Consider the following 22,713-nt stretch of genomic DNA (forward strand, 5'->3'; position numbering starts at 1 on the left):
AGGCTCAGGTGATCGGGCGCGAGGCCCGGGCGGCTTCGCCATAGAGCTTCAGCAGGGCCTCCTGGTCCAGCGGCGGGCTCAGGTGCGGGCCCTGCACCTCATCGCACTGAATGTCGCGCAAGACCCCGAACTGCTCTGCGGCCTGCACCCCCTCGGCGACCACCCGCAAGGACAATGCATGCCCCAGGTCGACAATCGCCTCGACAATGGAGCGCCCGGCATCGTTGTGGTTGAGCCGGGCGATGAAGCTGCTGTCGATCTTCAGGCCATCCAGGGGGAAGGTCTGCAGGTACTGCAGCGCCGAGTAGCCGGTGCCGAAATCGTCGATCAGCAACTGCACCCCCAGCGCCTTGAGCCCCTGCATGATGGTGAGCACGTGGCGGCTGTCGTCCAGCAGCACCTTGTCGGTCATTTCCAGCTCCAGGCGTGACGGCTCCAGGCCGCTCTGCTTGAGCACCGCCGCGATCCGCGCCACCAGCTGGCCGCGCAGAAATTCCGCCGGCGACAGCTTGACCGCCAGCAGTCGGCCTTCCGGCCAGGCTCGCGCCGCACGACAGGCTGCGTGCAGTACCCAGTTGCTCAGCGGCAGGATCAACCCGGTGTCCTCGGCAATCGGCACGAACACGTCCGGCCCCAGCAAGCCATGCTGGGGATGCTGCCAGCGCACCAGGGCCTCGGCGCCCATCAACTGGCCATCGAGCACGCGGTAGCGCGGCTGGAAATGCAGGAGCAACTGGTCCTGCTCGATGGCATGGCGCAGGTCACGCTCCAGGCGCCGCCGTTCGATGATCCGCACATTCATGTAGGGCGCATAGAAACGCCAGGTGCTGCGCCCCGCCGCTTTCGCCTCGTACAGGGCGATGTCGGCAAAGCGCAGCAGTTCTTCGGCCTGGGAGGCGTCGCCCGGGGCCCGGGCAATGCCGATGCTGGCGCTGATGAAGACCTCGTGCCCGGCGATATAGAACGGTTCCTCGATCCGCTCGATCAGGCGCCGGCACAAGCCTTCGATCTCGTGGCCAGCCACCTGGCCGGTGACCACCAGGACAAACTCGTCGCCGCCGACCCGGGCCACCAGGTCCTCGCTGCGCAGGCATTGGGCCAGGCGCTGGGACACCTCGTGCAGCACCTGGTCGCCAGCGGCGTGCCCCAGCAGGTCGTTCACCGGTTTGAAACGGTCCAGGTCGACGCTGAGCATCAGCAGGGGTTCCTGCAGGGTCGGCGGGGCCTGCAGCCGGCCTTCGAGAAACTCCTGCATGCGGGTGCGGTTGGCAAGGCCGGTCAAGGCATCGTGTTGGGACAGGTACTCGACCCGCCTTCGAGCCGCGACCTCCTCGGTGATATCACTGGCGGTGCCGCGAAAGCCCCCGGCGGCCATGGCCCGCACCGACAGGCGACAGACTCGCGACTGCTCCTGGCCATCCCGGTACAGGCACTGCTGGATCGCCTGGGAACGCCGCTCCGGGGCCGCCAGCCACTGGCCCAGCGAACCCTGTTCGCAGCTCAGCAGCTCGGTCATCGGCCGCCCCAGGGTCGACTCCCGGGTCAACCCGGTAACCGCCTCGAAACGTTCGGACAGGTAGGTAAAGCACAGCTGCCCGTCGACTTCCCAGATCCAGTCGGACGCAGCTTCAGCCACATCGCGAAAGCGCTCCTCGCTCGCGGCCAGGGCCCAGCGGTTGGCGCGCAGCGCCTGGACCTGCCGGTCCATGACCTGCGCTGCAGCATCGGCGCGGCGCAACAGGAACGCCGCCATCAGGCCCACCAGCAGGCCGGCCAGCAGCAACAGCGGCATCACCAGCACCAGCAACTGGTGCCCGGGGCGCGCCGGCCGCCATTGCAGGGTTCCGGCGCCGTCGGGCAAGTCCAGGGTCGGCAAGCTCTGGTCCGTGGCGGCACGGGCCACCTGCAGATGCTCGATGTCCAGGCCTTGGCCCAGGGCCAGTAACCGCGGCGGGTCGAAACGGGCGACGAAGACCAGCACCGACTGCGGCCCGGCATCAGGGCGCACTTGCGGGTCGTTGCCCGGGCCTATGACAGCGGCGAGCACCAGCGCCGGCGTGCCGGCAATCGACTGGTAACGGTCCACCACCTTGCCGCCGGCCTCGCGCGCTGCGCTGACCAGGGGCGGCAACGCCTCGCCCAGCCAGTCGCGGGCATCCATCTCGCTGAGGTCGCCGGTCACCAGGGAGTACACGGTGTGGCCGGCCGGGTTGATCACGAACACCCCGTCAAAGCCCAGGTCGCGGTACAGCGTGGGGCCGAAATTCTGCCGGTTGAAGGCCCAGTCCAGGTCGACCTTAAGGTGCAGGTGCTGGTAGGCATCGCCCCAGAGGGCGTAGTCCTTGAGGGTGGTGCGGGCATTGCCGGCAAAGGATTGCAGGGCCTTGTCGATGTCCAGGCGGTTGTGCTGCTCGGCCTCGAGGTTCTGGTCGAGGGCGATGTATACCAGCAACACACCGGTGAAGAGAAACAGCGCCAGCAGCAGCCCCGAGCAACCCAGCAAGGTGGCGCGGGTCAGCGCCTGATTGGAGGTGCTGCGCCCTTGAGACGGATCAAGACCGAAGTTTTCCATAGTGCTCCAGGCGCCATAACGACAAACCGACCGGTGCGACCCTGCCTCACGCGGCCTTCGACGAAGCTCCCGCTTGCCTATTGACGATAGACAGTTTTTCCCCGCAGGGCCTGAAGAAAAGCCCCTGGCGGGGCCTGTGCGGGTATTCCCCCGGCGCCGATTGCCGGCGCCGGGGCATCCTGGAGCGGCGCGTCAGCCAGTGCCGCCGGGCACCACCGGCAGTTGCTCCACCCGGTGATAGAGGGCCAGGCCCAGGCGCTGGCCGATCTCGACCATGGCATCGCAGCCCGCCGACGGCCCGCCGATGCGCAGCACCGCATCGCAGCGTTCCAGCAGGCGCTCGGCGTAGGCATGAAAGCGCTGGTTGTAGATCTCGTCGCCCACCGCCCGGGAACCCGCCAGCCGGGTCATGGGCAACGCCACCCATTCCCCCAGTACCGGAAAGTGCCCCGCCGCCAGGACCTGCGCCGCGCAGTGCTCCATGGCCTCGACATTGCGCGCCAGCAGCGCCGGGTCATCGTCGGTACCAGAGCGATAAGGGCCGGCCACCAGCACCATCAGGCTGCGGGGCTTGAGCACATGCAGTTGCAGGTATTGCAGGAGCATGATGGTCTTGCCGTCGGCGATCTCCCCGCTCTTGATCATGCCCAGGGCCTGGTCGATATCCAGTTCCAGGACCTCGATGTCCTCGCCCTCGTGCTCCAGCCCGCCGCCTGCGTCGATCCGGTCTTCGGCCTGGTAATGGCCAATGAAGAAATGCACCCGCTCGGTCACCGAACCCGGGCTCATGAAGGCATCGAAGACCTTCTGCACCTCGCCGACCCGGTAGCCGGTTTCCTCCTGGGCTTCCTGGCGGATGCGCACCTCGGGGCTGGCGTTGTCCAGGAGCCCGGCAGCGGTCTCGATCAGGTAGCCGCTGTGGCCGTTGACGAAGGCCGGCATGCGGAACTGCCGGGTCAGCAGCACCGTGCGCCGTTGCAGGTTGTACAGCAGGATGGTTGCGCCATTGCCCCGGTCGTAGACCTCGCGGTCCTGGGCCTGCCAGCTGCCGTCGCGGCGGCGCAGCTCGAAACTGTACTTCTTCAGCACGTACCAGTTGTCGGAGAGGGTCTGTTCGGCGGTGATGCGGATGGTTTCTTCGCTCATGGCTGCTCCTGGGCGTGAAGGGGTGCGGGGCGAAACCCGGCCAGTTGTTCCAGCAATTGCGCCTGGTAGGCCGGGGCCAGGGCGAACCCGCCCGCCGCCTGCCGCAGTTGGCCGCCTGCCAGGCGGTTACGGAACCAGTCGCGGATGAAATCCGGGGCGTAGCCGCCGGTGCCGAAGCCCCTGGCGAAGGCGATCATGTCCTGATAGACCAGCAGGTACGCCTCTTTGTCGGGGACCGGGTAGCGATTCTGGTACAGCCAGAACTGCAGGTCATAGAGCAGTTGCGACAGTGGATCGGCATGCAGGGCGAAGTAGCGCTTCTCATGGACGATGCGCAAGGCGATCTGGCGGATCAGCGGCCCCAGGTCGGGGACTGCGCTGAAATGGCCGAGCAGTTCCTCCAGCAGGAGCGAGAACGGCGCGTGGGCGACCTTGTCCAGATCATCCAGGTAATCCTGTTCCGAGGTGTCGTAGACCTCGGGCGACACCAGCCCGCGGACAAAGGCCTCGAAATCCGCTGCCAGCACTGTCACCGCGTAGTCGGCCTCCTGGTCCACATGCACCACCCGCGGCTCGCCCTCGGGCCCGCACTCGCTGTAGTCCAGGGCAACCATGTCATGGCCGGCGGAGGGGCAATCGCAGATGTACACCCCCAGGTCCGGGTAGCCCCACTCCTCGATCATGAAACGGCTGCCCAGGCCACCGCCCAGGGAATAGTCGCCATCGCAGCCGATGCTGAGAAAGCTGTCGATCGCGCAGTGGTCCTCGGCCCAGGAGGTGCCCTGCTCGGTGGGGAAACAGCTGAGGTGCGGGCGCCCGCCGTTGTAGCGGTTCATGAAGGCCACGTAGGACAGCGGCAGGCGATAGCCCAGTTGCGCCTGCAACTGGGCTATGACGGAAGGGCTGGCGGGGGGCTGGTTGATCTTGCTGCTGGTGGTCCGGTCCCAGAACGCGTCCAGGTCGATATCGTGGGGAAAGTCGCTCATCCGATGCATCCGTTGCGGTTGAAGGTCGGCCGGTGCCGAAAGCTGCACAGGCTACCGCAAACGGCCCTCAGAACCACCAGCGCAGGAGGAAAAAGAACCCCATGCTCAACAGCATGCTGAGCAGGGTGTTGCGGGTGTAGATCACCAGCGCAATGGCCACCAGGGAGCTGAGCAGGTAGGGGTTGCTCCAGTGCAGGTTCAGCTCGTGGTCGGGCATGAACACGATGGGGCCGCAGATCGCCGTGAGCATGCCCGGCACCGCAAAGCCGAGGAACTGCCGGGCATTGCTGCTCAGGCGCAACGGCAGGCGCGGTTCAAGAAACACGTAGCGATTGAGAAAGACCAACAGGCCCATGCCGAAGATGACTGCCCAGACCATCATGCTTGCCCCCGATAGAGTTTGTTGCAGACAAAACCTGCGGTCATGCCCGCCAGCCCCGACAGCACCAGCGCCGATCCCCAGTGCCAGTAGCTGAACAGCACCGAGCAGAACAGCGATACGGCAACGCAGACCACGGTGGGCACATTGCGCACCAGTGGCGTAATCAGGGCGATGAAGGTGGCGGCGATGGAGAAGTCCAGGCCCAGGTGCTCAAGGCCGGGAATGCTCTTGCCCAGCACGATGCCCAGCAGGGTGAAGAGGTTCCAGGCCACATAGAAAGTCAGCCCGACGCCCAGGGCGTACCAGCGGTCGAACTGCTGCTTGTCGTGGGCGCTGGTCAAGGCGAACAGCTCGTCGGTGAGCAGAAAGCCCAGGCCCACCCGCCAGCGGCCCGGCAAGGGTGAAATCACCGAGCGCATGCTCATGCCGTAGAGCAAATGCTGGGACGTGAGCAGCAAGGTGGTGAGCAGGATCGAGAAGATCCCCGCCCCGCCCTTGAGCATGCCGATGGCCACCAATTGCGCGGCACCGGCGAAAACGATGCTCGACAGGCCCTGGCCCTGCAGCGGCGTGAGATTGGCCTCGATGGCCATGGAACCGGCCAGCAGCCCCCAGGGCGCGGTGGCCAGGGACAGCGGCATGATGGCGATGGCGCCACGGATGAACGCGGCACGGGGTAAGAGAACGCTGGACATAAAACCCTGCACACAAGTAACGGACGCTGACTGTGCCATCTGCCGGCGCCCCTGGCTTGAACGATCTTGCGCAATTGCCCCGCCCCGCCCTCGTAGGAGCTGGCTTGCCAGCGAAGGCGTCTCCAAGACCAGCACAAGACCTGCGGGCCTCTTCGCCAGCAAGCTGGCTCCTACGGGAAATAGGGGGATGCAAACGACAGCGCCCCTCACGAGGGAGGGGCGCTGGCTGATGCTACGAGCGGATTACAACTGGATCAGGTTGCTGATCTTCACGTCCGGATCGACGTCGGCTTCGTAGTCGACACCTTCGATCTCGAAACCGAACAGGCGCAGGAACTCTTGCTTGTAACCGACGAAATCGGTCATCTCGTAGAGGTTCTCGCTGGTCACCTGGTCCCACAGCTGCTTGACCCGGTCCTGGACCGCCGGTTGCAGTTCCTTGTAGTCGGCACGCAGGCGGCCTTCCTGGTCGATCACCGGCTCGCTGTTGTACAGGCTGTCCTTGTACAGGCCGTAGACCTGTTCGATGCAACCTTCGTGGCTGCCCTGCTCCTTCATCACCTTGAACAGCAGCGACAGGTACAGCGGCATGATCGGGATCGCCGAGCTGGCCTGGGTCACCACGGCCTTGAGCACCGACACCCGGGCGTCGCCGCCCAGGCCGGCCAGCTGCTGGCGCATGCCGATGACTTTCTGGTCCAGGTCCTTCTTGGCTTCGCCAATGGAACCGTTCCAGTAGATGTCGTGGGTCAACTTCTCGCCCAGGTAGGTGAAGGCGGTGGTCTTGGCGCCTTCGGCCAGGACACCGGCTTCGTGCAGCGCGTCGATCCACATCTGCCAGTCTTCGCCGCCCATCACCGCCACAGTGCCGTCGATCTCTTCCTGGGTCGCCGGCTGCAGGGTGGTTTCCTTGACGATTTCCTTGTCGGTGTCGACACCGCGCAGGGTCACGGACTTGCCCAGTGGCTTGAGGGTCGAGCTCAGCACTTCACCGGTCTTGGGGTGGGTGCGGCGCGGTGCGGCCAGGCTGTAGACCACCAGGTCGATCTTGCCCAGGTCGCGCTTGATGGTCTCGATGGTCTCGGCCTTGACCGCATCGGAGAAGGCATCGCCGTTGATGCTCTTGGCGTACAGGCCCTTTTCTTCGGCGAACTTGTGGAACGCCGCGGTGTTGTACCAGCCGGCGGTGCCCAGCTTGCCGTCAACGCTGCCGCGCTCGAAGAACACCCCGAGGGTGTTGGCGCCACAGCCGAACGCTGCGGTGATCCGCGCTGCCAGGCCGTAGCCGGTGGAAGCGCCGAGTACCAGTACGTTCTTCGGCCCTGCGTCGATGGCGCCCTGCTGGGTGACGTAATCGATCTGTTGCTTGACGTTGGCTTCGCAACCCACCGGGTGGGTCGTCACACAGATAAAGCCGCGAACGCGGGGTTTGATGACCATACATACTCTCCCAATTTCAAAGTGCCAGGCGCCGATGACGGCGGCGGCAGTGTCACTTGCACTAGTCGTAGACGCTCATATTCGCTTCGCGTCACCAACCTGAGGAATTTGCCCGTCAGGCCCCGGTTCCAGGGGGCACGGCGGTGGTGTTGCGCGCCCGCCAAGCGCGATTGCGCACAGCCCGGGGCGAGACTCTAGCAGGTGCGCCGATGCTGTCGCCTGTCCGTCCGGCGAAATCTCTTGCGCGCCCTGCCCCTGGCCGCTCGCCGCGCCGGCTCAGGGCATCATGTCCAGCGGCAGCTGCTTGTCCTTGCTGCGCGCTTCATACCAGCTCTGCACCACATCCGGCAGGCTGTGCTTCCACTCAGGCTCGGTGGTGTAGTAACGCACCCGCACTTCATCCTTGGGCCCTGCCACCACCAACAGCGCGACCCACAACTGGCCCTGGGTACCGCGCACGAAAATCGCCGCGTTGGTGGTGGCCAGGCCCGGCAGCCACATATCGGTGACCTCGGCGCCCTTGAGTTCGGCCGAGGTATCCGCGGAGAACGACGAGCCACTGTCGAGCAGGGTCTGATAGTCCTTCTTCAGCAGTTTCCGGGCGCGCCGGTCTTCCTCCTCGGTGCGCACCAGCGCCGTGGACAGCAGGTCGTAATGGCTCTCCAGGGCTTGCTTGGAAGCCACATAGAGCCCGTCGTAATACACCCCTGAACCAGCGCCGCAGGCAAAGGAGTCGCCCTCCTGGCTCACCTGCAACAGGCCGTTGCGCTGCGTGAAGCGCAGGTTGCAGCCCTCGACGCTGTAGCTGGCCTCACCGCCCTTGATCTGCGCCTTGCCCGCGAGCGAGCCGGAGTTGGCGCCGCCCATGGCCGACAGATCGAAGCTCAGGCGATCCTCGCCAGTGCGCCGGATCACCAGATCACCGGTGTAGAACGGGCTGACCGAGACCCGCTGCCAGGTTCCCTGCCACTCGAACGGCACATTCACATAACGCAACGCGACCAGGCGGCTCAGGTATTTGCTGCGCAGGCAACCCAGGTCGGCTGCGCACTGATCCCGCTCCTTGAGCCATTCACGCTGGTCCAGGCGCAGCGCCTTGGGGTCCTTGGCCTTGGCCAGGGTCGCCTTCCAGGCCTTGCCCAGCTGGCTGTCCAGCGAGGCGGTATAGGGGTCGGCACACAGGGCCTTTTCACTGCTGCTGGCGGCCTTGACGCAGTCGAAACTGCTGGCCTGCACGCCCTGGGAACAGGCCAGGACCGCGAACAGCAAGCCAGTGGCTCGCAAGGGACGAACAAGGGGAGCGAACATGGGTCGATTCCATTCTGAAAAGGCGGCGCAAGAATAACTGCAGTGGAGTGTTTTCAGCGATATCCCGACGAAAAAAGCCCCCGGGCACCCCCCTCTGAAGCCTGGCAGGGAGCCGGCAGCTTTTATCGCGACAGGCGGCAACCAGTCGTACTAAGCTCTGCGTTTTCAAACTCCAAGGGCACTGCATGAAATGGATGCTGCAGGCACTGTTGCCGCTATTGAGCCTTGCGGCCCACGCTGGCGAGTTGCGCATGCTGACCGACAACCACCCGCCGCTGCACTTCCAGCAGGGCGAGCGGATGGTGGGGTTTGGTGTCGATGTGGTGCAGGCCCTGGCGCAGCGCAGCGGCGACACGGTGAACGTGCAGCTGCGGCCGATGCTGCGGGCCCTGCGCGATGCCGGAAGCGATGACGACACGGCGGTGTTCACCATACTGCGCACCGCCGAGCGCGAGTCGCGCTACCAGTGGGTAGGCCCGTTGATGCGCACCGAAACCGCCCTCTATACCCGCAATGGCGACAGCACGCCGGTCACCGACCTGCACCAGACCCGGGGCCAGATTGCCGTGCCGCGCAAATGGCTGGTCTACAGCTACCTCAAACAGCAGGGGCTGGACAACCTGTGGGGCGTCGACAGCCCGGAAATCATGATGCGCCTGCTGCAGGTCGGCCGCGTGCAATACGTGGTGGCCGACACCATGAGCGTGGGCACCTTCGCCGCCGAAGAGGGCTTGGCCCTCGACCAGTTGCGCTACCAGATGCCACTGATGCACCAGGACGCCTACATCGCCTTTTCGCCCAAGGTCGATGCGGCCCAGGTGGCCCGCTGGCAGCAGGCCCTGGACGGCATGAAGCGCGATGGCAGCCTGCAGCAGCTCAAGCAACGCTGGCATATCGACCAGGCCACGCCACAGGTAGATTGATTCACCCATGACCAGCCTTGCCCCCTGGAGCCCCATGCCCCATCAGTTGGCGCTCAGTTGCCCGCAGTGCGCAGGCCAGGCCTGCTTCGACTTCGTCGTGGCCAGGCCCATCGAACGCAAGGCCGATGTGCCGTTCTTCCAGGCCCACCCGCTGCTGGAGTACTGGAAAGAGCAGGACAACTGCGGCCACTATCACCACTACGCCCTGTACTTTCCCGGCCTGCATGGCGACCCGATGCAGAGCCTGGGTCCGTTGCCCGATGGCTACAGCCCCAGCCACTGGCAGCGTTCAGCCTACTGGTACCGCGATCACGGCCTGGACCTGGGGTCGGTACGCTGCGAGCACTGCCACTACGCGGCGCGCCACCATCTGAACTGGCCAGGCGAAGCCTATTTTTCCGTACTCTACAAAGGCCAGATGCTCTGGGCCTTCAACCGCGAATCGGCCCTGGCCCTGCATGATTACCTGGGTTCCGCGGAGCGCAATCCCGGTGGCTACCCCTGGCGCAGTTTCCTGCTGCACATCCCGGGGCCGTTCAAGAGCCGCAAGGCACGCCAGCCGCTGACCCGCTCGCTCAAGCGCCTGTTGACCCCGGGCTGAGGCCCCTGACCTGGAGTTCCCCTATGCCGACCTTTACCCCTGCCCGCCCTTTGTATCGCCTCAATTGCACCGGCTGCGGCTGGGACCTGGCAATACTCGGCCAGAACGATGCCACCGTGCGCAAATGCCCCTGGTGCGGCTGCAATGAATTCAGCGAGCAACAGCCGAACCGCAGCGGCGCCGGGCAGATCCTGGAATGCAGGCACCATGGCCCGGTGGTGGTACAGGTGCTGGACGCCAACATCGACAGCCAGGACTTTCTCGACAATCTGTATTGCCCCTTCTGCCCCTGACCGATGGCCATGTTTTCCTGACTTGCACACGGCACTAAATCTCGTCCGCGGCGGCTACTTTCGCTACTATGGCCTGCCGATTCCTGCCTTTGCCGACCCGCCAGACCGGAGCTTCAATGCCTACCCCCAAGGACCTTGCCAGTGACAGCGGCGCACCGATGATTCCCGAACAGCGCCGCGAGCAGATCCTGCGCCAGTTGCGCAAGCACCAGGTGCTCAGCGTGCATCAGTTGATGGAGATGTTCGACTGCTCGCACATGACCGTGCGCCGGGATATCGCCCTGCTGGAGCAGGAAGGCCGCGCCCACTCGGTAACCGGCGGGGTGCGCATCGCCAGCCAGTTGCACAGCGAGCCCAGCCATCAGTCCAAGGCTGTGGTGGAGCTGCCGCAGAAGCAGGCCATGGCCAAGCTGGCGGCGAGCCTGCTGCACGCGGACATGACCGTGTACCTGGACGCCGGCACCAGCACCCTGGAAATCGTGCACTACATCAAGGCGCTGTCGGGGATGACCGTGGTGACCAACGATTTCGGCGTGGCCCAGGCCCTGATGGACGCGCCCCAGGTGACGGTGATCCATACCGGCGGGCAATTGGACCACTCCAACCACTCCTGTGTCGGCGGGCTGGCGGTGGCCACCCTGCGCCAGGTGGTGACCGACGTGGCCTTTATCTCCACCAGTTCCTGGGACCTGCGCCGGGGCATCACCACGCCATCGGCGCTGAAGGTCGAGGTCAAGCAGGTGGCGATGCAGTCGGCGACCCAGGTGGTGCTGGTGGCCAGCAGCTCCAAGTACGGCACCTTCAGCATGTACAAGATCGCCGGGCTGGAACAGTTCGACATCATCATCAGCGACGCCGCACTGGCCCCTGCGGCAGCGGACGGGATCCGCAAGCACGGTGTGGAACTGCTGCTGCCGGCACAATCCTGAGCCAGCGATAGCCCCCTGTGGCGAGGGAGCTTGCTTCCGCTCGTCTGCGCAACAGGCGCAATCCCTGCCCCCATCACTCCCTGAAACACCGCGCCGTCCGAGTTTGGAGCGGCGCGCCGCCCAGCCGGGGCTTGCTCCCTCGCCACCAAGAGCGCGCAGTGGCCGCTAGCGGTTTTTCTCGGTGTCGGCCATGAACTGCCCCAGTTCGCGGGCGTAGAACCGGGCCATGCCGGTGGTGCCGTGGCCACGGGTTTCGGCGCTGGCGGGAATCAGCAGCAGGCGGGCATTTTTCACCTGTTTAAGCGCCGCTTGCAGGGTGCCGGTTTCCGGCGGGTTGCGCTCGTCGTCCGCGGCGTTGATCACCAGCACCGGCGCCTGGATCCTGCCCAGCCCCGGCATGGCGTTGTAGTCCGCCGAGGACTGCCACTGGTAGATGAAATCATTGGCATCGGCGCCCTGGCTGGCCTTGAGGCGCTCCTGCACCAGCTGGTCAGCCTGGGCCCGGGTCGGCGCCAGGGCCTGATAGGCCAGGGTGCCGCCGCTGGTGCCGGTGGCGAACAGCGCGTTGGCCAGGCGCAGCGACGGCGGCTGTTGCCGGTAGTTGCCCTGCTCCCAGGCCGGGTCCTGCTTGATCGACTCCACCAACAGGCGGCGCATCATCCAGTTGCGCGAAGACATTTCCCCCGGCTGGGAGGCCATGGGCACCAGGGCGTCCATCATCTGCGGCCACTTCTGGCCCCAGATCCAGGCCTGCATGCCGCCCATGGAATTGCCGATGATCAGCCGCAGGTGCTTGACCCCCAGCCCTTCGGTCAGCAGCCGGTACTGGGCCTGGACCATGTCCTCGTAGTTGTACTGGGGAAACCGCGCCCGCAGGCCGTCCGAAGGCTTGCTCGACTGGCCGACGCCGATGCCGTCGGTGGCGATGATGTAGTACTTGCTGGCATCCAGGGGTTGCCCGGGGCCGAACAGTTCACCGCCAAAATCCTTGCTCAACAGGTCGCTGGCCGGCCGATAGGTGCCATGCAGATAGAGGATCGCCGGGTGCTTGGGGTCCCCCAGGGTGATGTAGTGCAGCTTCAGGTTGGCCAGCTGCTCACCGTTGTGGAAGGTGAATTGCGGGGCCACCCAATCCCCCTCGGTGGCCGGCGGCAAGCTCGCGGCCGCGGCCAGGGACATACCGCCCAGGGACAAAATCAGGCCGAGCGCGGCCCGGCAGGCAAAACGCTGCATGGGAAAACTCCTGTGTTTATCGCTACGTATCATCTGTAGCCGCTGCCGCAGGCTGCGCAAGGCACCGCAGGGGCCTCGACGGCCAGGGAATCGCTGCGAGCCTGCGGCTCGTTCGCAGCCTGCGGCAGCGGCTACATAAAGCGATGCGCGAAGGCCCCCCAGGGCCTTGCGCGACGCTCCCCAGATACCTTTTGCTTCGCAACCTGCAGTGGCGGCTACACCGCCGAGCCTTAGCGCGCCTGCCAGTCCCGCAGCCACTGCAGGCCGGCGGAGGTGTTGCCGCGCGGGCGGTATTCACAACCGACCCAGCCGTCGTAGCCAAGGTCGTCCATCAGCTGGAACAGGTAGGGATAGTTCAGTTCGCCCAGGTCCGGCTCGTGGCGGTCCGGCACCCCGGCGATCTGGATATGGCCGATGCCCGCCAGGTCCCGACGCAGTTTCACCGCCAGGTCGCCTTCGACGATCTGGCAGTGATAGCAGTCGAACTGCACCTTGAGGTTGGCCGCGCCGACTTCCTTGCAGATGGCCTGGGCCTGGTCCTGGCGGTTGAGGAAGAACCCCGGCATGTCCCGGGTGTTGATCGGCTCCAGCAGCACCGTGACCCCGACCTTGGCCGCCTGGGCCGTGGCGTGGGCCAGGTTCTCCAGGTAGACGCCGTGGTGCCGCGGGCGATCGTTCTCGGACGGCAGCAGGCCGGCCATCACGTGGACCCGCGAGTTGCCCAGCACCGCGGCGTATTCCAGGGCCTTGTCGAAACCCTGGCGGAATTCCTGCTCGCGCCCGGGCAGGGAAACGATGCCCCGCTCCCCCGCCGCCCAGTCGCCGGGCGGAGCGTTGAACAAGGCCTGTTGCAGGCCGTGGTCGTCCAGGCGCTGTTTCAGCACCTGGGGGCTGTAGTCGTAGGGAAACAGATATTCCACGGCCGTGAAGCCGTCGGCCGCCGCGGCGGCGAAACGTTCGAGAAAGTCATGTTCCGGGTAGAGCATGCTGAGGTTGGCAGCAAAACGAGGCATGGGAACTCCTGGGACAAAGGGTCAGACAAATGGCCAGATCAGCAGGGTAATACAGAACCCCAAGGTGCCGAGCAAGGTGGTGATCACGGTCCAGGTACGCAGGCCGTCCGCGACGTTGAGGCCGGCCAGCTTGGTGAAGATCCAGTACCCGGCGTCATTGATATGGGACATGGCCAGCCCGCCACCGCCCATGGCCAGGCACAGCAGGGCCATGTGGTTGGGGCTCAGGTTGAGGGTGGCGATCAGCGGCGCGATGATCCCGGCGGTGGTCACCAGGGCCACGGTAGTGGAGCCCTGCACCGCACGCAGCAGCATGGTCAGCAGAAAACCCAGGGCCAGCACCGGCAGGCCGGTGGTGCGCAGCAGGTCGGAGACCACCGCGCCGATCCCGGTATCCACCAGCACCTTGCCGAACACCCCCCCGGCCCCGGCGATCAGGATCACCATGGCCACCCCGGGCAGCGCTGAGCCGATCACGTCGGAGACCTGGCTGCGGCTCCAGCCGCGGCGCGAGCCCAGCAGCCAGGCACACAGCAAGGTGTCCAGCAGCAGCGCCACCAGCGGCGCGCCAAGTACGGTCAGCACCCCACGCAGGGTGGACTCCAGGGGCAGCAAGGAAGTAGCCAGGGTGCCCAGCAGGATCAGCACGATGGGCAGCAGGATCAGGCTGACGATCAGGCCGAACCCCGGTGGCGGAGCCGGCGGCAGTTTCGCCGCCAGGCTGCCGGTGGATTCTTCCAGGCCCATGTGCGCCACAGCGGCCACCGCCTGGGGGCTGGCAGGCTGCTCGGAACCGTTGTTCCAGGCGGCGAGGTCTTCATTGGTGACGTGCGGGCCGTAGACTTCGGCGCGGATGTCATCGGTCATCGGGTAGTTGCGCCGGGTCATGCGCCCCGCCACGCGGTAGCCCACGTAGCACAGCAGCGCGGTCAGCGGCAGGCCGAACATCAGCACCCGGCCCAGGTCCGCGCCCAGCTGGCTGGCCGCGGCCACCGCTCCAGGGTGCGGCGGCAGGAAGGCGTGCACGGTGAGCAGCGCGGCGCACATCGGCAAGGCGAACACCAGCAGCGGCTTGCGCGCACTGCGGGCCACGCCATAGGCCAGGGGCATGAGGATGATCACCCCGACCTCGAAGAACACCGGCACGCCGATGATGAATCCGGCCATGGTCAGTGCCAGGGGCGTGCGCCGGTTGCCGAAGCGCTCGATCAGGGTCTTGGCCAGCGCCTCGGCGCCGCCGGAAAGCTCGATGATGCGGCCGATCATCGCGCCCAGGGCGATGATGATGGCGATGTGGCCGAGGGTCTTGCCCATGCCGCCCTCGATGGTGGCCACCAGCTCCGCCGGTTTCACTCCGGCCACCAGCGCCACCAGGATGCTTACCAGCATCAGCGCGACAAAGGGCTGGAACTTGTACTTGAGCACCAGGAACAGCAACAGGGCGATACCGGCCCCGGCGGTGATCATCAGAATCAGCGGGCTCATTGCACAAGCCCTCCACCCAGTGGCTGGCAGGGGGTGCTGGTGGTGCGGGAACCCGTAAAGCAAATGCAGTCATTCATCTCGGGAAATCCTGTTGTTATTGTTTTTCAACGGCAAGCCGCTCCCCGCGAAAGCCTCATGAAGGCTTCCGTGGACTGGCGTGCATGAAACGCTGGCAGTGTCGCGGGCTTACCAGGTGGCGCCGAAAGCGTCCCGCAGCTCATCCAGGGCGGCCTGATCCAGAGGTGCCGGGCGCGGCTGGCTCATCAGCCACAGGCGCGCGGTTTCCTCCAGCTCTTCCAGGGCGTAGCTGGCCTTGGACACACTGCTTTCCCAGACCACCGGGCCCAGGCGTTCGAGCATCACCCCACGCACCTGGTTGGCCAGTTGCGCCACCTGCTCGGCGACCTTGGGCGAACCCGGGCGCTGGTAGCCGATCAGCGGGATGTGCCCGACCTTCATCACCTGGTACGGGGTCAGCGGCGGCAGGATGTCGTCCTCGCGCCAGACCCCGGCCAGGGTCAAGGCCACCAGGTGGGTGGAATGGGTATGCACCACCCCGCCCACCCCGGGATTGCGGTCATACACCTGGCGATGCAGGGCCAGGGTCTTGGACGGTTTGTCGCCGCTCACCCACTCCCCCGCCAGGTTGACCTTGGCGATGGCTGCAGGGTCGAGCCGGCCCAGGCAGATGTCGGTGGGGGTGATCAGCCAGCCATCATCGAGCCGCGCACTGATGTTGCCGGCGCTGCCCACGGTGTAGCCGCGCTGATAGAGGCTGCGGCCGACATCACAGATTTCTTCGCGCAGAGCGTTTTCCCGGCTCATGCCTGACCTCCCGCCAGTTGACCCAGGGCCTTGCTGAAAAAGTCGCGACCACCGAAGTTGCCGGACTTCAGCGCCAGTGCCAGGGGCTCGTCGCCACTGCTGACGGTGGCCGGGACCCCGGGATCGATCTGCGCACCGATCTGCAGCAGGCGCACGTCCAGGGCCTTGACCACGGCGCCGGAGGTTTCCCCGCCAGCCACCACAAAGCGCCGCACGCCGCTGTCGCGCAGGCCCCGGGCGATCTCGCCCAGGGCATTCTCCACCAGCGCTCCGGCACGTTCGGCACCGAGCTGACGCTGCACCGCCTTGACCTCTTCCGGCGTGCTGGTGGCGTAGATCAGCACCGTGCCCTGCTGCTCCCGGGCAAAGGCCAGGGCCTGTTCCACCACCGCCTCGCCGGCCGCCAGGGCCAGCGGGTCGATGCGCCAGGCCGGGCGCTCGGCTTCCAGCCAGGCATCGACCTGAGCATTGGTGGCCAGGGAGGCACTGCCGGCCAGCACCACTTCGCCACCGGCTACCTTGGGCAGGCTTGCAGCATCGAGGTCACGCAGCTTGCCGGCGCGACGGAAGTTTTCCGGCAGGCCCAGGGCCAGCCCGGAACCGCCAGTGAGCAGCGGCAGGTCGGCGCAGGCGGCGCCGAGGGTATAGAGGTCGGCATCGGACAGCGCGTCGGCAATCGCCAGGGCAACACCCTGCCCGCGCAGTTCGGCGATCCTGCTGCGCACCGCCTCCACGCCCTGGGCGATGCTGTCGTAGCGCAGCAGGCCTACCGGCAGCCGGGTCTGGGATTGCAGGACCCGCACCAGGTTGGCATCGGTCATCGGCGTCAGCGGGTGATGCTGCATGCCCGATTCGCTGAGCAACTGGTCCTGGACGAACAAGTGGCCACGGAAAATGGTCCGGCCGTTCTCCGGGAACGCCGGGCAGGCCAGGGTGAAATCGCTGCCCAGGGCCTCGAGCAAGGCCTCGCTGACCTGACCGATGTTGCCCGCCGCGGTGGAATCGAAGGTCGAGCAGTATTTGAAGAAGATCTGCTCGCAGCCCTGGTCCCGCAGCCATTGCAGGGCGGCCAGGGATTCGGCCACCGCTTCGCTGGCCGCAGTGGTGCGCGACTTCAGCGCGATCACCACGGCGTCGGCGTCCAGCCCGGCAGCCACTTCAGCGCTGGGAATGCCGATGCTCTGCACAGTGCGCATGCCACCGCGAACCAGCATGTTGGCCAGGTCCGTGGCCCCGGTGAAATCGTCGGCGATGCAGCCCAGCAACGGGCGTGGATTGGAAATCGTCATCATGGGTTCCTCACTCGGCATCGGGCTTGGCCACGGGCAGGTCGATGCCCGGGAAGATCTTGATCACCGCCGAGTCGTCCTCGCGGCCAAAACCGGCGCTGGAGGCCTGCATGAACATCTGGTGCGCGGTGGCCGACAGCGGCAGCGGGAATTTGCTGGCCCGGGCGGTATCCAGCACCAGCCCCAGGTCCTTGACGAAGATGTCCACCGCGGACAGCGGTGTGTAGTCGGCCTTGAGGATATGCGGAACGCGGTTCTCGAACATCCAGGAGTTGCCCGCGCTGTGGGTGATCACCTCATACAGGGCATCGGCGTCCACCCCTTCGCGCAGTCCCAGGGCCATGGCTTCGGCAGAGGCGGCAATGTGCACCCCGGCCAGCAACTGGTTGATGATCTTGACCTTGGAGCCCAGGCCATGGGCATCCCCCAGGCGATAGACCTTGCCGGCCATGCCCCCCAGAATCGCCTCGGCCCTGGCGTAAGCGGTGGCCGGGCCGGAGGTCATCATGGTCATCTCGCCGGCGGCGGCCTTGGCCGCGCCCCCGGAGATCGGTGCATCCAGATAGAGCAGGCCCAGGGCTTCCAGGCGCTGGCCCAGGTCCACGGCGTAGGTCGGGGCCACGGTGGCGCAGCCGATCACCAGGCTGCCGGGACGCAGTGCCGCTGCCGCCCCGCCCTCACCGAACAGCACACTTTCGGTCTGCTCGGCATTGACCACCACGGTGACAATCACATCGCATTCACCGGCCAGTTGCGCCGCCGAGGCGCAAGCCACGCCGCCTTCGCTGGCGAACTGCTCGGTGACCGCAGCACGGACGTCACAGGCATGCACCTTGAAACCGCTGCGCAGCAACGACCGGGCGATGCCCAGGCCCATGGCGCCAAGACCGATGACACCGACATTGTTGTTATTCATGGGGGACTCCAGAAATAGACCAGGACTGTGCCGCGCCAGACAGGCGCCGGGCAAGAACCGGGCAGGACAGGGAAATCCGGATTGCAGGTCCGGCAAATGCAACACAGGCAGCAACAGGCGCAGCGCCAGACGGCAAGCCCGGAAGGTGCATGGCACCGTGGGCAGGTGCCGAGAGAGGCAGGAGCGAATCGATCATCATGGCCATCCTGTTGCTGTTGTTATCAGGTTGAGCTTTGGCTGTGAACGATCATCCACCAATGAACGGATTATGTGAAGAAGTTTTTCAATCTAACATTTTTTAACATCACCTTGAGCGCCCGGCCCCGGCCAGCCACTGGTCGGAAGCCGACGGCCGGTGCCCCGTGGGCTGCTACAACCCTTCACAGCCCTGATCTGGATCAGCATGGCCCGGGGTGACCTGGCCGAGGCTGAATGAACGAGGGCTGCTGACTGGCGGTAGCACCCTTCATCGCAACCCCGTTGACGCTCCCACTGGCGGAGAGCTCAATGGCTTGTCTGGTTATGCTTGGATAAGGATGATTCAACATGGCAAAGATTGAGGTTTTATCAGGTGATTTCCTGCAAGGCGCCGGCGAGTACCGGCACGGCACCTTCAGGCTCAAGACGGTATTCAACAGCAACGGCGTCGAGGTCAAGGCATCGGCCTTCAAGACACTGGAGATCGCCAGCGAAAGCCCCATCACCAACAAGGACGCCCTGGGCTACGGCATTGCCGGCGCCATGCTGTTGGGCCCGGTGGGCGCCCTGGCCGGGTACCTGATGGCGGGTACGGAAAACGAAGTGACCTTCATCGGCACCCTCAAGGATGGCCGGCAGTTGATGGCGGCCACCGATAGCGCGACCTACAAGGATATCTCCCAGCACTTGCTGCACTGATAATCCTCTTCGCTATATTCAGTGCTCATGACATCCCCATCTGTCATGGGCACTTTCTTTATATGAAACTTATATATATCCGCCTCTCGCATCAGCTAATTCCCACCCTTAGCTGAACCTCACCTGAAACTTCGTAACTGATCAATGATTCAGGGCAATTTAACCTTGACTCCAGCACCCCTCCTGAGTAAATTGCGCGGGCCGGTAATTACGGCCCTTTGTTTAACTCACTAAAGAAGCCAATGGACACAGTATCTAGACGCTGTCTGGTCACTGCCGCTGCGCAGAGCCAGGCACTTAACCCTGAAAATGACGGGACTCGACTCCGCGGTCGGGTAAGCTGCGCTAGGGCTTGACGCTCCAACGTAACTTGCCTCCCCCGGAACCAGTCCGGTCGCGAGGCAAATGTTATGCACTTCACTTCCTCTGTAATGCCAGGCGTTCGCGCCTTCGCCGCCACCATGCGGGTCAAGCTGTGCCGTGAGCCCAAGGTTCTGGCGCGCTCGCCGTTTTCTCGTGCCGCCCCCACCCCCTCGACCGCCCTGCGAGCCAATTGGCGCGTCTGCCCGATGACCGGGCAGTTGCAGCAACGCTGGTGCTTCGACGATAGCCAGGACCCGCAGAGTCGGGGCGCTGCCCTGCTCCTGCAGCAGGCCGGACTGATCTTCGGCCTGTACCTCGGGGCACGCAGCTCAGCCTGAACCAGCGGTAACTTTCCGTTGTTTGCAAACGAACTTTAAAAGTTGAAGTTCGGCGGCGCGCTAGTGCCTGTCAGTTAATAAAGTTACTGGAGAAAGTTATGGAAGAGGCCAGTAGTAGGTTCGCTGCCCATACAACTTCATTGTTTGGGCAGCGAACGTTAAAACCTGAAAAACGCCAAGATCAAAATCGATCGCTAACCTGCGGCTCGACATGTTTTCGCTCGCCTTTAATTAGTTGAGTGTTGCTGTGTCGTGCCGCAAGCAGGCGGCAGGAGCACAGACCATGACTGTAAAAACCCCAACTTCCCGCAACACCAGCGCCACCAGTGACAGCAACAAGCTGTCGATGCGTGCCGCCCGCGAAGCCCAGAACGGCCTGGCCGTCACCCTGGCCAACGTCAACTCCACCACCGCCGGCCTCACTGAACTGGATGCCGAGGGCCGCCTGCAACGGGACGGCCACAACGAGGTCGCCCACGACCGTCCGCCACACGCTCTGGTGCAGTTGCTCCAGGCTTTCAACAACCCTTTCATCTATGTGCTGATGACCCTGACCGGTATCAGTTTCTTCACCGACTTCTGGCTGCCGCTGCAGGCCGGCGAAGAAACCGATCTCACCGGGGTCATCATCGTCCTGGTGATGGTGCTGGCCAGCGGCCTGATGCGTTTCTGGCAGGAACACCGCTCGGCCAAGGCCGCCGAAGCGCTCAAGGCCATGGTACGGACCACCGCCGCCGTACTGCGCCGCGAGCAGATGGGCATGCAGGCCCGGGTGCGTGAAGTGCCGATGCGCGACCTGGTGGTGGGCGACATCATCCAGCTGTCCGCCGGTGACATGATCCCTGCCGACATCCGCCTGATCGAATCCCGCGACCTGTTCATCAGCCAGGCGGTGCTCACCGGCGAAGCCTTGCCGGTTGAAAAGTACGACACCCTGGGCGCCGTCCAGGAAAAGTCCGCCACCGCCCAGGCCGCCGATCAGCAAGACCTGCTGGACCTGCCGAACATCTGCTTCATGGGCACCAACGTGGTCAGCGGCACGGCCACCGCCGTGGTCGTGGCCACCGGCTCGCGCACCTACTTCGGTTCCCTGGCCCGCTCCATCGTCGGCTCCCGCACCCAGACCGCCTTCGACCGCGGGGTCAACAGCGTCAGCTGGCTGCTGATCCGCTTCATGCTGGTGATGGTGCCCATCGTTCTGCTGATCAACGGATTCGCCAAGGGCGACTGGGCCGAAGCCTTCATGTTCGCCCTGGCAGTGGCCGTCGGCCTGACCCCGGAAATGCTGCCGATGATCGTCAGCGCCAACCTGGCCAAGGGCGCCTCGGCCATGGCCAAGCGCAAGGTGGTGGTCAAGCGCCTCAACGCGATCCAGAACTTCGGCGCCATGGACGTGCTCTGCACCGACAAGACCGGCACCCTGACCCAGGACCGGATCATCCTCGAACATCACGTCGACATCAGCGGCAGCCGCTGCGATGAAGTGCTGCAACTGGCCTGGCTCAACAGCTACCACCAGAGCGGCATGAAGAACCTGATGGACCGCGCAGTGGTCAGCTTCGCCGAGGAGAACCCGCACTTCACCCCGCCTGCCGCCTGGCGCAAGGTGGATGAGCTACCGTTCGACTTCGTCCGGCGGCGCCTGTCGGTCATCCTCGCCGATGCCCGCGGCCACCACCTGCTGGTGTGCAAGGGCGCGGTGGAAGAAATGCTGGAAACCGCCACTCGGGTCCGCAAGAACGGTGTCACCCAGACCATCGACGCTGCCCTGCGTGCCGAGTTGCTGCAACTGGCCGAAGACTACAACCGCGACGGTTTCCGCGTGCTGCTGGTGGGCACCCGTGACATCGCCCGGGACCAGATCAAGAACCAGTACAGCGCCAGCGACGAACGCGAGCTGGTGATCGAAGGCTTCCTGACCTTCCTCGATCCGCCGAAGGAAACCGCCGGCCCGGCGATTGCCGCCCTGCGCGACAACGGGGTCACCGTGAAGGTACTGACCGGTGACAACGCCATCGTCACCGCGAAGATCTGCCGCGAGGTCGGCCTGGAGGTCGGCGAGCCGCTGCTGGGTCGTGACATCGAGCGCATGGACGACGAAGTGCTGGGGCGCCTGGTGGAAGAGCGCACGGTATTTGCCAAGCTCACCCCGCTGCAGAAGTCCCGGGTGCTCAAGGCATTGCAGGCCAACGGCCACACCGTGGGCTTTCTCGGCGACGGCATCAACGACGCTCCGGCGCTGCGCGATGCCGATGTCGGCATCTCGGTGGACAGCGGCACCGACATTGCCAAGGAATCGGCGGACATCATCCTCCTGGAAAAGAGCCTGATGGTGCTGGAGGAAGGGGTGATCAAGGGTCGCGAGACCTTCGGCAACATCATGAAGTACCTGAACATGACCGCCAGCTCCAACTTCGGCAACGTGTTCTCGGTGCTGGTGGCCAGTGCCTTCATTCCGTTCCTGCCGATGCTGGCGATCCACCTGCTGCTGCAGAACCTGATGTACGACTTCTCCCAGCTGGCCCTGCCGTGGGACAAGATGGACAAGGAATACCTGAGCAAGCCACGCAAGTGGGACGCCAAGAACATCGGGCGCTTCATGCTGTGGATCGGGCCGACCTCGTCGATCTTCGACATCACCACCTTTGCCCTGATGTGGTACGTGTTTGCCGCCAACAGCGTGGAAATGGCCGCCCTGTTCCAGTCCGGCTGGTTCATCGAAGGCCTGCTCTCCCAGACCCTGGTGGTGCACATGCTGCGCACCCGCAAGATCCCGTTCATCCAGAGCACCGCGGCACTGCCGGTCATGCTCGCCACGGGCCTGGTGATGGCACTGGGTATCTATGTGCCCTTCTCGCCTCTGGGCAGCATGGTCGGCCTGGTGCCGCTGCCATGGGAATACTTCCCTTGGCTGGTGGGTACCCTGCTCAGCTACTGCGTGGTCGCCCAGACCATGAAGACCCTGTACATCCGCCGCTTCAAGCAGTGGTTCTAAGGGCCTGAGCCCGGTGCGACCGCCCCACGGCGGTCGCACCAGATACAGCAAACCAACGATGCCACCGTCGGCGCGGCCAGCGCC

General features: G+C 65.0%; 20 protein-coding genes. 7 read left to right on the top strand and 13 right to left on the bottom strand.

From position 1 onward, the window contains the following. Positions 1-4: 4 nt before the first annotated feature. From AC1RGE_RS06895 to AC1RGE_RS06925, 7 genes are all read right to left on the bottom strand, one after another. Positions 5-2,572 carry a bifunctional diguanylate cyclase/phosphodiesterase gene (locus tag AC1RGE_RS06895; protein WP_492583729.1) on the bottom strand — a complete coding sequence of 856 codons (2,568 nt, stop codon included), beginning with the start codon at positions 2,570-2,572 and terminating at the stop codon, positions 5-7. A gap of 192 nt (positions 2,573-2,764) precedes the next feature. Then, positions 2,765-3,718, bottom strand: a complete 954-nt coding sequence (gene nudK, locus AC1RGE_RS06900) for a GDP-mannose pyrophosphatase NudK (protein WP_011061613.1) — start codon at positions 3,716-3,718, stop codon at positions 2,765-2,767. After that, positions 3,715-4,704, bottom strand: a complete 990-nt coding sequence (locus AC1RGE_RS06905) for an SMI1/KNR4 family protein (RefSeq protein WP_492583731.1) — start codon at positions 4,702-4,704, stop codon at positions 3,715-3,717. The genes nudK and AC1RGE_RS06905 overlap by 4 nt, the downstream gene beginning before the upstream one ends. Before the next feature lie 67 nt (positions 4,705-4,771). Next, a complete protein-coding gene (locus tag AC1RGE_RS06910) occupies positions 4,772-5,083 on the bottom strand; it encodes an AzlD domain-containing protein (RefSeq protein WP_011061615.1) in 312 nt (103 codons plus the stop codon). Further along, positions 5,083-5,781 (bottom strand): AzlC family ABC transporter permease, encoded by a 699-nt coding sequence (locus tag AC1RGE_RS06915; RefSeq protein WP_011061616.1) that lies wholly within the window; start codon positions 5,779-5,781, stop codon positions 5,083-5,085. The genes AC1RGE_RS06910 and AC1RGE_RS06915 overlap by 1 nt, the downstream gene beginning before the upstream one ends. Before the next feature lie 243 nt (positions 5,782-6,024). Next, complete coding sequence (gene fabV, locus AC1RGE_RS06920; protein WP_011061617.1) at positions 6,025-7,221, bottom strand: enoyl-ACP reductase FabV; 1,197 nt, start codon at positions 7,219-7,221, stop codon at positions 6,025-6,027. A 276-nt stretch (positions 7,222-7,497) separates the two neighbouring features. Next, positions 7,498-8,529 (bottom strand): lysozyme inhibitor LprI family protein, encoded by a 1,032-nt coding sequence (locus tag AC1RGE_RS06925; protein ID WP_492583733.1) that lies wholly within the window; start codon positions 8,527-8,529, stop codon positions 7,498-7,500. A 185-nt stretch (positions 8,530-8,714) separates the two neighbouring features. On the opposite strand from AC1RGE_RS06925, the gene AC1RGE_RS06930 reads away from it, so the two are divergent. The 4 genes from AC1RGE_RS06930 to AC1RGE_RS06945 all read left to right on the top strand — a co-directional run bounded on the left by AC1RGE_RS06930 (position 8,715) and on the right by AC1RGE_RS06945 (position 11,275). After that, positions 8,715-9,452, top strand: a complete 738-nt coding sequence (locus AC1RGE_RS06930; protein WP_026020254.1) for a substrate-binding periplasmic protein — start codon at positions 8,715-8,717, stop codon at positions 9,450-9,452. A gap of 7 nt (positions 9,453-9,459) precedes the next feature. After that, a complete protein-coding gene (locus tag AC1RGE_RS06935; protein WP_041774275.1) occupies positions 9,460-10,053 on the top strand; it encodes a hypothetical protein in 594 nt (197 codons plus the stop codon). A 23-nt stretch (positions 10,054-10,076) separates the two neighbouring features. Beyond that, positions 10,077-10,346 (top strand): hypothetical protein, encoded by a 270-nt coding sequence (locus AC1RGE_RS06940; protein WP_011061621.1) that lies wholly within the window; start codon positions 10,077-10,079, stop codon positions 10,344-10,346. Positions 10,347-10,462: 116 nt separating this feature from the next. Beyond that, complete coding sequence (locus AC1RGE_RS06945) at positions 10,463-11,275, top strand: DeoR/GlpR family DNA-binding transcription regulator (RefSeq protein WP_041774276.1); 813 nt, start codon at positions 10,463-10,465, stop codon at positions 11,273-11,275. Between the two features lie 165 nt (positions 11,276-11,440). On the opposite strand, the gene AC1RGE_RS06950 is transcribed toward AC1RGE_RS06945, so the two are convergent. The 6 genes from AC1RGE_RS06950 to ltnD all read right to left on the bottom strand — a co-directional run bounded on the left by AC1RGE_RS06950 (position 11,441) and on the right by ltnD (position 18,036). Continuing rightward, positions 11,441-12,508 carry an alpha/beta fold hydrolase gene (locus AC1RGE_RS06950; protein WP_011061623.1) on the bottom strand — a complete coding sequence of 356 codons (1,068 nt, stop codon included), beginning with the start codon at positions 12,506-12,508 and terminating at the stop codon, positions 11,441-11,443. 230 nt (positions 12,509-12,738) lie between these two features. Next, entirely contained in the window at positions 12,739-13,521 is a 783-nt protein-coding gene (gene otnI / locus AC1RGE_RS06955) for a 2-oxo-tetronate isomerase (RefSeq protein ID WP_492583735.1), read from the bottom strand. Between the two features lie 21 nt (positions 13,522-13,542). Next, complete coding sequence (locus AC1RGE_RS06960) at positions 13,543-15,006, bottom strand: GntP family transporter (RefSeq protein ID WP_011061625.1); 1,464 nt, start codon at positions 15,004-15,006, stop codon at positions 13,543-13,545. 186 nt (positions 15,007-15,192) lie between these two features. After that, the gene (otnC, locus tag AC1RGE_RS06965; protein WP_011061626.1) at positions 15,193-15,831 is read right to left on the bottom strand and encodes a 3-oxo-tetronate 4-phosphate decarboxylase; all 639 of its coding nucleotides are present in this window, start codon (positions 15,829-15,831) and stop codon (positions 15,193-15,195) included. Next, entirely contained in the window at positions 15,828-17,120 is a 1,293-nt protein-coding gene (gene otnK / locus AC1RGE_RS06970; RefSeq protein WP_492583737.1) for a 3-oxo-tetronate kinase, read from the bottom strand. The genes otnC and otnK overlap by 4 nt, the downstream gene beginning before the upstream one ends. Positions 17,121-17,130: 10 nt before the next feature. Beyond that, complete coding sequence (gene ltnD, locus AC1RGE_RS06975) at positions 17,131-18,036, bottom strand: L-threonate dehydrogenase (protein ID WP_011061628.1); 906 nt, start codon at positions 18,034-18,036, stop codon at positions 17,131-17,133. A 546-nt stretch (positions 18,037-18,582) separates the two neighbouring features. On the opposite strand from ltnD, the gene AC1RGE_RS06980 reads away from it, so the two are divergent. The 3 genes from AC1RGE_RS06980 to mgtA all read left to right on the top strand — a co-directional run bounded on the left by AC1RGE_RS06980 (position 18,583) and on the right by mgtA (position 22,629). Then, positions 18,583-18,933, top strand: coding sequence for a hypothetical protein (locus AC1RGE_RS06980; RefSeq protein WP_011061629.1), 351 nt, complete (start codon positions 18,583-18,585; stop codon positions 18,931-18,933). Between the two features lie 410 nt (positions 18,934-19,343). Further along, a complete protein-coding gene (locus AC1RGE_RS06985; RefSeq protein WP_041118511.1) occupies positions 19,344-19,634 on the top strand; it encodes a hypothetical protein in 291 nt (96 codons plus the stop codon). Between the two features lie 283 nt (positions 19,635-19,917). Further along, on the top strand, positions 19,918-22,629 hold the full coding sequence (mgtA, locus tag AC1RGE_RS06990) for a magnesium-translocating P-type ATPase (RefSeq protein ID WP_047287087.1): 2,712 nt from the start codon (positions 19,918-19,920) through the stop codon (positions 22,627-22,629). Positions 22,630-22,713: the final 84 nt, after the last annotated feature.

The organism is Pseudomonas sp. GW823-FHT02C05 (assembly GCF_058797595.1).

Bases quoted from the DNA above. Each gene is read 5' to 3' on its own strand.
- AC1RGE_RS06985 (WP_041118511.1), top strand. From the start codon at position 19,344: ATGCACTTCACTTCCTCTGTAATGCCAGGCGTTCGCGCCTTCGCCGCC.
- mgtA (WP_047287087.1), top strand. From the start codon at position 19,918: ATGACTGTAAAAACCCCAACTTCCCGCAACACCAGCGCCACCAGTGAC.
- fabV (WP_011061617.1), bottom strand. From the start codon at position 7,221: ATGGTCATCAAACCCCGCGTTCGCGGCTTTATCTGTGTGACGACCCAC.
- otnI (WP_492583735.1), bottom strand. From the start codon at position 13,521: ATGCCTCGTTTTGCTGCCAACCTCAGCATGCTCTACCCGGAACATGAC.
- AC1RGE_RS06935 (WP_041774275.1), top strand. From the start codon at position 9,460: ATGACCAGCCTTGCCCCCTGGAGCCCCATGCCCCATCAGTTGGCGCTC.
- AC1RGE_RS06930 (WP_026020254.1), top strand. From the start codon at position 8,715: ATGAAATGGATGCTGCAGGCACTGTTGCCGCTATTGAGCCTTGCGGCC.
- AC1RGE_RS06945 (WP_041774276.1), top strand. From the start codon at position 10,463: ATGCCTACCCCCAAGGACCTTGCCAGTGACAGCGGCGCACCGATGATT.
- AC1RGE_RS06925 (WP_492583733.1), bottom strand. From the start codon at position 8,529: ATGTTCGCTCCCCTTGTTCGTCCCTTGCGAGCCACTGGCTTGCTGTTC.
- AC1RGE_RS06950 (WP_011061623.1), bottom strand. From the start codon at position 12,508: ATGCAGCGTTTTGCCTGCCGGGCCGCGCTCGGCCTGATTTTGTCCCTG.
- AC1RGE_RS06905 (WP_492583731.1), bottom strand. From the start codon at position 4,704: ATGAGCGACTTTCCCCACGATATCGACCTGGACGCGTTCTGGGACCGG.
- AC1RGE_RS06895 (WP_492583729.1), bottom strand. From the start codon at position 2,572: ATGGAAAACTTCGGTCTTGATCCGTCTCAAGGGCGCAGCACCTCCAAT.
- otnC (WP_011061626.1), bottom strand. From the start codon at position 15,831: ATGAGCCGGGAAAACGCTCTGCGCGAAGAAATCTGTGATGTCGGCCGC.
- AC1RGE_RS06915 (WP_011061616.1), bottom strand. From the start codon at position 5,781: ATGTCCAGCGTTCTCTTACCCCGTGCCGCGTTCATCCGTGGCGCCATC.
- AC1RGE_RS06910 (WP_011061615.1), bottom strand. From the start codon at position 5,083: ATGGTCTGGGCAGTCATCTTCGGCATGGGCCTGTTGGTCTTTCTCAAT.
- AC1RGE_RS06960 (WP_011061625.1), bottom strand. From the start codon at position 15,006: ATGAGCCCGCTGATTCTGATGATCACCGCCGGGGCCGGTATCGCCCTG.
- nudK (WP_011061613.1), bottom strand. From the start codon at position 3,718: ATGAGCGAAGAAACCATCCGCATCACCGCCGAACAGACCCTCTCCGAC.
- ltnD (WP_011061628.1), bottom strand. From the start codon at position 18,036: ATGAATAACAACAATGTCGGTGTCATCGGTCTTGGCGCCATGGGCCTG.
- otnK (WP_492583737.1), bottom strand. From the start codon at position 17,120: ATGACGATTTCCAATCCACGCCCGTTGCTGGGCTGCATCGCCGACGAT.
- AC1RGE_RS06980 (WP_011061629.1), top strand. From the start codon at position 18,583: ATGGCAAAGATTGAGGTTTTATCAGGTGATTTCCTGCAAGGCGCCGGC.
- AC1RGE_RS06940 (WP_011061621.1), top strand. From the start codon at position 10,077: ATGCCGACCTTTACCCCTGCCCGCCCTTTGTATCGCCTCAATTGCACC.